The sequence below is a fragment of the Novosphingobium sp. MBES04 genome, from assembly GCF_000813185.1.
GTDB classification, from domain to species: Bacteria; Pseudomonadota; Alphaproteobacteria; order Sphingomonadales; family Sphingomonadaceae; genus Novosphingobium; species Novosphingobium decolorationis.
Genome location: NZ_DF850490.1, coordinates 49,947 through 59,228 on the forward strand (window position 1 = coordinate 49,947; position 9,282 = coordinate 59,228).

At 57.9% G+C, this 9,282-nt stretch carries 4 protein-coding genes; 1 reads left to right on the plus strand and 3 read right to left on the minus strand.

The window, feature by feature from the left end:
* Nucleotides 1-162: 162 nt before the first annotated feature.
* Nucleotides 163-1,941, plus strand: coding sequence for a ParB/RepB/Spo0J family partition protein (locus MBENS4_RS22195; protein WP_039396066.1), 1,779 nt, complete (start codon nucleotides 163-165; stop codon nucleotides 1,939-1,941).
* 59 nt (nucleotides 1,942-2,000) lie between these two features.
* Here MBENS4_RS22195 and MBENS4_RS22200 read toward each other — a convergent pair whose 3' ends face one another.
* From MBENS4_RS22200 to MBENS4_RS25000, 3 genes are all read right to left on the minus strand, one after another.
* Complete coding sequence (locus tag MBENS4_RS22200; protein WP_039396069.1) at nucleotides 2,001-4,808, minus strand: TrlF family AAA-like ATPase; 2,808 nt, start codon at nucleotides 4,806-4,808, stop codon at nucleotides 2,001-2,003.
* Between the two features lie 8 nt (nucleotides 4,809-4,816).
* Nucleotides 4,817-7,753: a DEAD/DEAH box helicase family protein gene (locus tag MBENS4_RS22205; protein ID WP_052322700.1), complete on the minus strand. Its 2,937-nt coding sequence runs from the start codon at nucleotides 7,751-7,753 to the stop codon at nucleotides 4,817-4,819.
* The coding region (locus MBENS4_RS25000) for a DNA methyltransferase (RefSeq protein WP_199904461.1) at nucleotides 7,750-9,282 on the minus strand (1,533 nt) is incomplete at its 5' end. The genes MBENS4_RS22205 and MBENS4_RS25000, both read right to left, overlap by 4 nt.

Here is a 9,282-nt window from a genome sequence, read left to right on the forward strand (position 1 = left end):
GCTACGACGCCGCGCTTGAGGGTGGATCGCACGACCCGGTTGATCCGGGTGTGACCTGCCGCGTCATCACGATCCTTCGCGCCGACGAATACTGATCGGCCAGCATCGAGGGCGGCGCAGCCGTCGCCCTCGCTTCTCCCCTATTTTCGAGGATTTTCGACCATGACCATGACTCTCAAGTTGTCGCAGCTCCGCCTTTCCCCCCTCAACGTCCGCAAGGTCGAGCCGACCGGGATTGAGGCTCTGGCCGACGACATTCACGCGCACGGCCTCATCCAGAACCTTGGCGTTTACGAGGAAGGCGGCAAGTTCTGGGTCTTTGCTGGGGGGCGCCGCTTTCGCGCGCTCGAGTTGCTCAGGAAGCGCAAGGACGTGACTGCTGCCTTTCCTGTCCCCGTCATCATCAAGGACAAGGCCGAGGCCATCGAGCTTTCGCTGGTGGAGAACACCCAGCGCGAGAACATGCACCCTGCCGATGCCGTCACTGCGTTCGCCCAGCTTCGCGATGAAGGCGGGATGAGCGCCGAGGATATTGCAGCCCGCTTTGGCTACAGCACCGGCCATGTCGCCAAGTTGCTGCGCCTTGGCAGTCTGGCCCCTGCCCTTCTGGAAGCCTTCGCTGCCGACAAGATCGGCATGGAAGCCGCTCAGGCGCTCACCATGAGCGAGGATCATGCCGCACAGATCGAGGCATTTGAGCGTTGTGGCAACAGTCCCGCCGCTATCCGCCGCGCTCTGACGACCGAGAAGGTTCGCACCGATTCATCGACCTTCTGCTTTGTCGGTCTGGAAGCCTACGAGGTAGCGGGCGGCACGATCACCCGCGACCTGTTTGGAGAGACGGGGTATGCCGATGATCTAGCTTTGCTGGACGAACTGGTTTCCGCCAAGCTGGAGAGCATTCGGGCCGGGTTCGAGGCCGAGGGTTGGAAGATCGTCGAAGTTGCCGCCGAGGCTCCCCACGACATTTACAGCCGTGGCTATCTGCGCCCCGAGACGCGCGAACCGACCGACGAGGAAGCGGCCCAGCTGGCCGCGCTCGATGCTCAGATTGAAGCATTGGAAGCCGAAGGCAGTGAGGACAGCGAGGAAGCCGCCACGCTGTTTGAGCAGCGCAATGCTATTACGGAAGGCTTCGAGGCGTTCACTGACACGCAGAAGGCCAACGGCGGGGTTTGTGCCTATCTCGGCTACAAAGGCGATTTGGTCCTTCGCCACTGGACCGTTTACGTCGAGCGGCCCAGCGCCAAGGCCGAAGAATCCGGTCCTTATGCCGCTAGCATGATTGAGCGGCTGACAGCCATCCGCACGATGGCATTGCAACAGGAAGTTGCGGCGCAGCCTGCCCTTGCTCTCGACATTCTGCTGGACAGCATGGCCGCGCAGTTGCTCCACGGCCTGCACAGCTACAACCTTGCCGCCGACATTCATCTGACCGTAACCCGCCACACGGTCGAACAGGACATGCTGGATGGCAGCCGTCTTGCCGTCCTTCCTGCCCAGCTTGTCGAGCGGTTCGCGGACATTCCTGCCGATGGCCGTTTCGAGGCAATCCGCGCGATGGATGAGGCTGACAAGATGCAGTTGCTTGCCGCACTGGTCGCGACCACGCTCAACGGCACGATCTTCAATCACGGCGGGATCGGTGCCCGGCAGGCCACTGCCGACAAGTACGGCGATGCCGCTGACCTCGATCTTCGCCAGCACTGGACCCCGGGCCAGACCTTTTTCGACCGGCTCAAGAAGACGAGCCTGCTGGCAATCCTGGCCGATGAATGCGGCGAGGATGCCGCCGGGAATTGTGCCAAGATGAAGAAGGGCGACCTTGCCATTGCCGTTAACGAGCGGCTTCCCGTTGGCTGGCTGCCCGAACCTGCCCGCCGCTTTACACCTCTTCCCGAGCAGCCCACGGACGAAGGCGAAATGTCCAAGGTTGCTTAATGTGCTGGCCGGTGGCGCAAACGCGCCACCGGCCTCTTTTTTTGGCGGTGACGTGAAAGCTAAAATCCATATTTCTCGCGCCGTAAGCGAAACGCATTCTCGCCACCTTCCATGATCTGCTTGATCGCTTCGCGGGCGTCGGGAATGTCGATTGCGCCCTGCCCTTTGATCGTGCCACGAGATTGATCGTCGCTATTGCGATAGCCAAACCAGATGACCAGCTCGGCATCGCCGTTCACAACGAGATTGGCGTTGTGGCTGGCAAACACGATCTGGCGAATTCGCTTCGCAGCCCATAGCTGTTCGACAATCTGCAACATGACAGGGTTGTCGAGGTCTTCCTCGGGCTGATCTACAATGAGCGGAGGACCGGGCTGATTGAGCAAAGTGCGCAGCAACGCGGTCGCCTGTTGACCGGCAGACGCATTCTTGAAGGGTATATAGTCCGCCTCTTTGGCGCGAAATTCATAGACCGGCACCGACTTGATGGGCGTCAGGGCGAGCGAGAGCCAGGTTTCGGGCTTGAGATACTGCGCCATGCGATCAAGCTGGTCGAGTTTCAGGCCTGCCGCTGTCAGTGTTGGCGCAGCAGGGCGTTCCTCGGCAACCGCATTCCCCGGCTCGAATTCAGCCAGCTTTTCGAGTTCGCCGAGCACTTTCAGCCACGTCATCTTGGGGGCTTCGGCAGTGACGATATACTGCCCCAAATCCTCGATTTTGGCAGATTGGACGCGCGAGCCGGTGAGGTTCTGCCGGAGCAGATCCACGAACGCGCTCGCATCGGCATAGGGTTTTAGGGTCACACGAATTGCGCCCTCGGAACGCTCGGTCAATGCCTCGCCTTCGCGGGTTAGCAGAGCATCGCGCTCTTCCTGCGCCGACAACCACTCCCCTCGCGCGGTATCGAACAGCGTTCCGGCAGATTTCAGAGACGCCAGAGTTTCACGGGTGCGGGTAGATTCCGCAGCCAGTTCCGCCGCGCGGGCTTCCAGATTGCGCAGTTGTTCGAGCCGTTCACGATGCGAAGAAGAGCGTTCGACCGCCTCATTATAGCGCGCCCTGAAAGCCGCGTATTTGGTGTCCCACTGCGTCCAGGGGGCATCCGCTTCCGGTGCAGGTTCAGCGATGGCTTCCGCTGACTGCGACAGAGTGTTCAAAGCCGTCTGCGTTTCCGAAAGGAAATTCGCATAGGCCTGCCGTGCCGCCTGCAATATCGCCGCTTCGGCTTCCGGCTTATCGGGTGCGACAGGCGACAAAGCGCCGGCTTGGTCGGTGACGATCTGCGCGAGTTCATCGACTTTGCGTCGGATGGTTTCGGCCGATGCCTGCCAACGCTCAACCTCGGTGTTGGCGTTGGAATAGTCATTGGCCTGATCGAGCGTTTGGCGATCTGCATCGGACAAGCCGGTCAGCGACTGCTTCAGGCTTTCCGCTTGGCCGGTGATCGACTGGTGTTCGAGAACACGGTTGGCAAGCGTGCGGTTGAGTTCGTTAAACCGCTGCCGGGTCGCAAACGTCTCGCGCATGTTGTTGGCGCGATCAGCTGCCTTCCGGTCAAGGCGATCGAGGTCGCCCTTGATTGGCGCGGTGATGAAACGGGTCAGTTCGTCGATGCGCACACTGACATCACTCAACTGCTTCTGGCTGTAAGCCTGAATCGGCAGAAGCGTGCGGACTTCCTCTTCCGAGCACGGTCGGAATTCCTCGCGCCCGATCTTCATCTGCACAGCGCCGTCAAGGCTTGAACGACGCACCACATGCGAAACGCCGTTGAGCATGTAGGTGACGGTGACGCCCTCCCCCAAGGGCTTCAAAGTCTGCTCGATCAGTCGGGCACGGCGAGACTGATAATTCGGGGTATCATCATCGACATTCGACGGGGGCTGATCGCAGAGCGCCCACCGTACATATTCAAGGACGGTCGATTTGCCCGTCCCGCGACCACCGATCAAGGCGCTGTATTGGGGGTTAAGCTCGGCATCGAGCGGGCCGAGAAACTTGGAATTGCCGATGCTGACCGAGGCAATGTAGGTTTCAGGGACGTGTGGCGTGTCGAGGGAAATGCGCGATTCCTGCGCAAGGCAGGCCTGACGAAGAGCTTCCGCCGTTGGTGTCGCCCACTTCACCCAAGTTGAGGGTTTGCCGAGAAACTCATGATCTGATCGGCGTGCATCGGATGTCTGAATGCAGGCGACACGCTTTCTGCCCCATTGCGGGTCTTTCCCGGCAATGCGGTTTTTGACGCCGGCGCTAAGCTTGCTGAATTCGCCGTCGGAGTAACCTCCCACACAGGGCATCTCGGCATACTTCCCCTGCTGGCCATTTCGGAAAATAGAGTGCTTGCCCTCGTCGGTGAGGTTCGGAAAAACAATGTAACGTCCACGCAAAAAGGCGTGCTCGTCGAGCTTTTTATAAAGGTCGCCAAAGGACGTAATTCCGTCCATTCTGACGACTGGATTGATAGCCTTTGGCTGCGAAACGTCGTTTTGGTTTATGGCTAAGGCGACCGTAATGAGCGGCAGCATATCGTCAGGAAAATCGGCATCGAAGATTAGCAAGGCTTGGCATGGAACTCCCAAAGTGAGTTCCATGCCAGGGAAAACGATAATTCTATCAGTCTCGCTTACCGGATTTCCCAGTCCATCAAGCTCTTCGCGGGCGGCCTGTCTAATGAAGGGGACGAAGGCCATACAATGATGGTCCGTGACGGCGATCGCATGAATGCTTTTTTCTCGGCATCCTGCGATTAACGTCTTTGCGTAAGCTAAACGATCTTCATCAGTCGTTGGAACTGGTCCGGTCCAAGCCGCATCTCGCGGCGTATGAATCTGAAAATCGCATTGAAAGAAGTGCGCGCCCCTATCCATTGATCCCCCTAAAACGCGAATTTCGGCTGCGTTTTCTCGTCCACTGGCCGCAGCTTGGCGTAGGCGAGTAGGTCAGCGATTGAGCCACCCTTATCACGCCATCCGTAGAATGTGTCTTCGCCGAGCAGGACATAATGCCATTCGGCATTGCTGCGATCATCCTCGGACAACTCGTTGATGCGATCGCACCAAGCCACGGCGGCTTTGCGCTTCCGCTTCACATTCGGGGAGGACAGCTGCCCCTGCGCCTTGGTTTCGACAAGGTAGATCGTCTCGCCACAGCGAACGAAAAAGTCGGGTGAATAGAAGGCGGGCAAGCCGTCTTCCTTCACATAGCGCAGGCGCGCGAAGGTGTGCTTCTGTTCGTTGATCTTGCAGAAGGCATCGACACTGCCATCCTTCTCGCAGGTTTCCATAAAGGCCTGTTCGAGGCCGCCGTTGCGGGAGGGGTACGGCAACCGCAAATAGATCGCCTTGTTAACGGCGAGGGATGAACCTTCGCGCATGGCGAGTTTCGGCACTTCCGAAAGGCGGCGATGCGCAACCTCGGCGTCGGCCACGAGCACAGATTCTTCGGCTTCAAGGATCGAACGCGCCCAGACCTTGATGATGTGTTCGGTCACGGCGTCGATCAGCAGGACGCGCCAGTTTTCATCATCGAGCGGCACAAAGTCGCGGTCAAACAGGCGGGTGCGGATGTAGGTGTCGAGACCTTCGGCCAATTCGGCGCGATTGATCTGGATGTAGGGGAATTTCGCGGCGTTGGCGAAGGTCTTGGAGCTGGACGTGGTGTCGGTCAGCGTGACCGCCTCGGTGATCCGGCGCGTGATACGGGCGAGATAGTCGTTGTAGCCGGTGGCGGTCATGACGCCGCCCTGGACGCGATAGTCGCCGAAGCGCGTCTTTGCCTGCACGTCCTCGGAATGGAAGCGGTCGCCGTGTCCGAGCTGCTTCTTCAGCTGATCGAGCGAGAACGCGCCGAAGGATTCGAGGCCTGACGGGTCAATCTGCGCGTCAGCCAATTCCTCCACTCGATCCCGCAGGATGAACGGGATCGCGAAATCGTAGCCCTCATAATCGTCGCGCAGGCCGACCGAAATCAGGTCGCCGGTCGAGCTGCCATTGCTGTCATCATCGTCGTCCTCTTCGGCGGCCAGGCCGTCATTGATGAGGTCGTCGTAGAAGTCCTGAAAGGCCGGGTGCTCGACGATCGACAGGATGTCGATCATGTTGGCGGGGGTCTTGCCGGTGGCGATCATCTGGCGGTTTTCCCGCTTGATGTCGTCATATTCGTTGCCGCGCCACATGAGGCGCAGGCCGCGGCCGATCGTCTGTTCGAGCAGGATGCCCGCGGTCGAGGCGCGCAGCGGCACAATGACGCAGATATTGTTCACGTCAAAGCCTTCGCGCAGCATCAGGACGCTGACGATCACACGCGGCGAAGCATGGCGATCGACATCGAACAGGCGTTCACGCAGCTGCTTCCAGTCATCGGGCTTCAACTCGCCCTTGCGGTTGGAATCTACCCGCAAAACCTCGTCATCCGATAGGCCTTCATCGCGCATGAAATCGGCGACAAGGGGGGTGACGGAGGTGTCCTCGCAAACCACCAGCATCTTCGGATGCTTGTCGGGATCGAGGTCGGCGAAATCGGCTTCGAGTTTGCGCAGCTTGGTCAGTCCGGCGCGCAGCATGATGCGCTGCCCTTCGGACAGCATAGGGTCGCCGTTCTCGTCACGGTCGGCCTTGAAATCGAGTTCGTCGTTGCTGAGCGCCCCGATCTCGGATCGCTTGTCGAGCACGAGCGATTTGACCAAGCCTGCGCGCATGGCCGTCTTGAGGTCGAAATCGACGATGATGTGAGGGAAGTAGGATTTGCGGGAATTCCGCCCCGTGCCGACTTCGTTGTAGGGCGTGGCGGAGAAGTCCACCTGAATGAAGCGGTGCGCCTTAGGGGCAGCAATCAGGTTGAGGCTCTTCTGCCACTCGACCTCTGTCACCTCCCCTTCTCGCTTGAATTCGTGGATGTGGTGCGCCTCGTCGTTGAAGACCATCAACGAAGGCAAATCCTTGAGATAGGTCAGAATGCCGCCGCGCTCGTAGCGGCGGTTAAGGACATTGAGGTCATTGCCTTTGCTCGTACCAGGTGTCAGCGGAAGTACGCTTTCGACTACCTGCTTGGGATCGATCTCTTCCCCTGGCGCATCGATGTCCTCGTCTTCAAGCGGCTCGCCTTCCTCGGACAGGACATGCCAGTTGGCGATGGCGATGATGCCGCCAGCGGTGACTTTGCGGCCGATGTCTTCCTTCGGGCAAATAGCACCCTGCACGAACCGGAAAACCTCATCCCGATAGGCATCGGGAATGAACAGCTCCTGGAAGATGGCGAGGTCGGAAATGGAAAAGTCACGCTTGCCGTCGCGTTCTTTTCCCATGAAGGCGTCGAGCAGGCGGTCGTAAACGATCAGGCCCGGCGCAACGACAAGGAAGTTGCGGGTGTAGCGTTCACTGTCGGGATCTCGGTGCGCGTTAAGTACCTGCCAGACCATGAGAGCTTGCAGCACCCAGGTCTTGCCCGTGCCGGTCGCCATCTTCATGCAGTATTTCGGATAGGCGTTTTTCGGGGCGCGGATCACTTCGGCATCGCGCGCACTGGCAAGCATCACATCGGGCGCGGCCGCCTGATAGAGGTCTTGCAACGTGGTGACGCCAAGCACCTCATGGGCATAGATGGTGTTAAGCAGCGCCTGACGCTGCCCCGGATGAAAATTGAAGCGCCGCGCGTCCTGAAATTCCGTCTGAAACCACCATTTGAGCAATTCAGCCGTCATCGACGACACCTGATCGAGGATCGGCGCCTCGCCAGTTTCCAGTCCGGCGCACGCTTCCTCGACCTGCGCAGAAAGTCCCTGGGCGAGCGAAAGGCTATTGATCCCCGCCATCATGCCACCTCGATCGTAGCTTCGGCTTCAAATCCGAACACATCGACTACACGGACGCATACCCGCCGCTTGCCTTCCTTTTTTGGCAAACCCGTGATCTGTGCCTTTCTTGTGACCCTATGGGGATCATTCTCATTGTTTCCGCGATAATCCTGCCAGACGGAGCGAAACACCTCGCCATCATAGTCGGGATCGACACTCCAATATTCGATCAGGGCAAGCGGATCAGCATTGACGACTTTTTCCAGCTTCTCGCGGTTCTTCTCATCAAGGTTGAGAGCTTCCGGCGAGAGGAGGACATAATTGTCGAGCGCAACGGTCAGCGTTTCTTTGTCGCCGGTCACCTTCCGTTTGACGTTGCCAAGTTTCAAATATTGCAGCGAAGAAAACCTTACCTCGTCCGGTTTGAGCTTTTTGCCCTTCTTTTTCAAACGATCGAGCAGGTCAGGCGGAATAACGAGTACTTCCAAGCTGTCACCCTGCCCCAAGGCCTCGATGTCATGGCCGATGGTCGGTGAGAAATTCCAGCCCAGGATAATAACCTTGTCCCAACCTCCCATGAGGTTGTCGCGGATTTCGATGGCGCGGCGCAACGTGGCCAGGCCGGTCATCTTGTTCGGGCTGTCGGCAAGAACAAGCGTCTTGCTGCCCTGCAAGCGCCCCATATTCTTATTGGGGTTTTCTTCCGCAGGAAGCGGCAACGCCCCATAAAGACCGAGCACAATTTCTGCGAGGTCGCCGATCCGAAAGCGGCTACCCAACGTCGAACGCATCTGTTCGACCTGATAATCACCGATATGCTGATAGAGAAAAGGCCGTGCATCCTGATCGATCAGGCGCTTCCGGGTCATCATGCACGCAGGTTTACCCAGGTCGGAGGCAAGCCAACGTCGCCCAAGCCTTTCAGCTACAGATGCGGTCGTCCCCGATCCAACAAAGAAATCGGCCACAAGATCGCCTTCATTTGAAGCAGCGGCTATGACCGTTTCAACGACAGTTTCAGGCTTTTGCGTTTTATATCCAAGGTTTTCAGTCTTATCAGCCGGTTGAAGCATCGACATATACCAAACGTCATCGACGCCTCGATCCTCTGCCTCAATATAGATAAGATTACCATCGTCATCACGGGCATTGACGAGCTTTTGCTTTTCCTTGCTCCAAACGCGCTTTAGCTGCCGCTGCTTCTCGACGCGTTCTTCCTTGATTTTGTTAAAGGTAAACGTCTCACCATTACGATACCAATAAATAACATCATGGTTTTTCGGGAAGTGCTTCACGTTCCCCTGCATCTTATTGTAGTAGTGCCACACAATTTCATTGATAAAATGATCGCGACCAAAAATTTCATCAAGGGCGATTTTTACATAGTGGCCTACGTGCCAATCAAGATGCACAAGAATAGAGCCTTCCGGCTTGAGGAGCTCCTTCATGAGATAGAGCCGGGGAATAATCATCTTGAGATATGATGTGGTGCCTTCCGCCCAAGTATCTGTGTAGGCGAATTGCTCAAGAACCGTAGGGGATTGATCTAA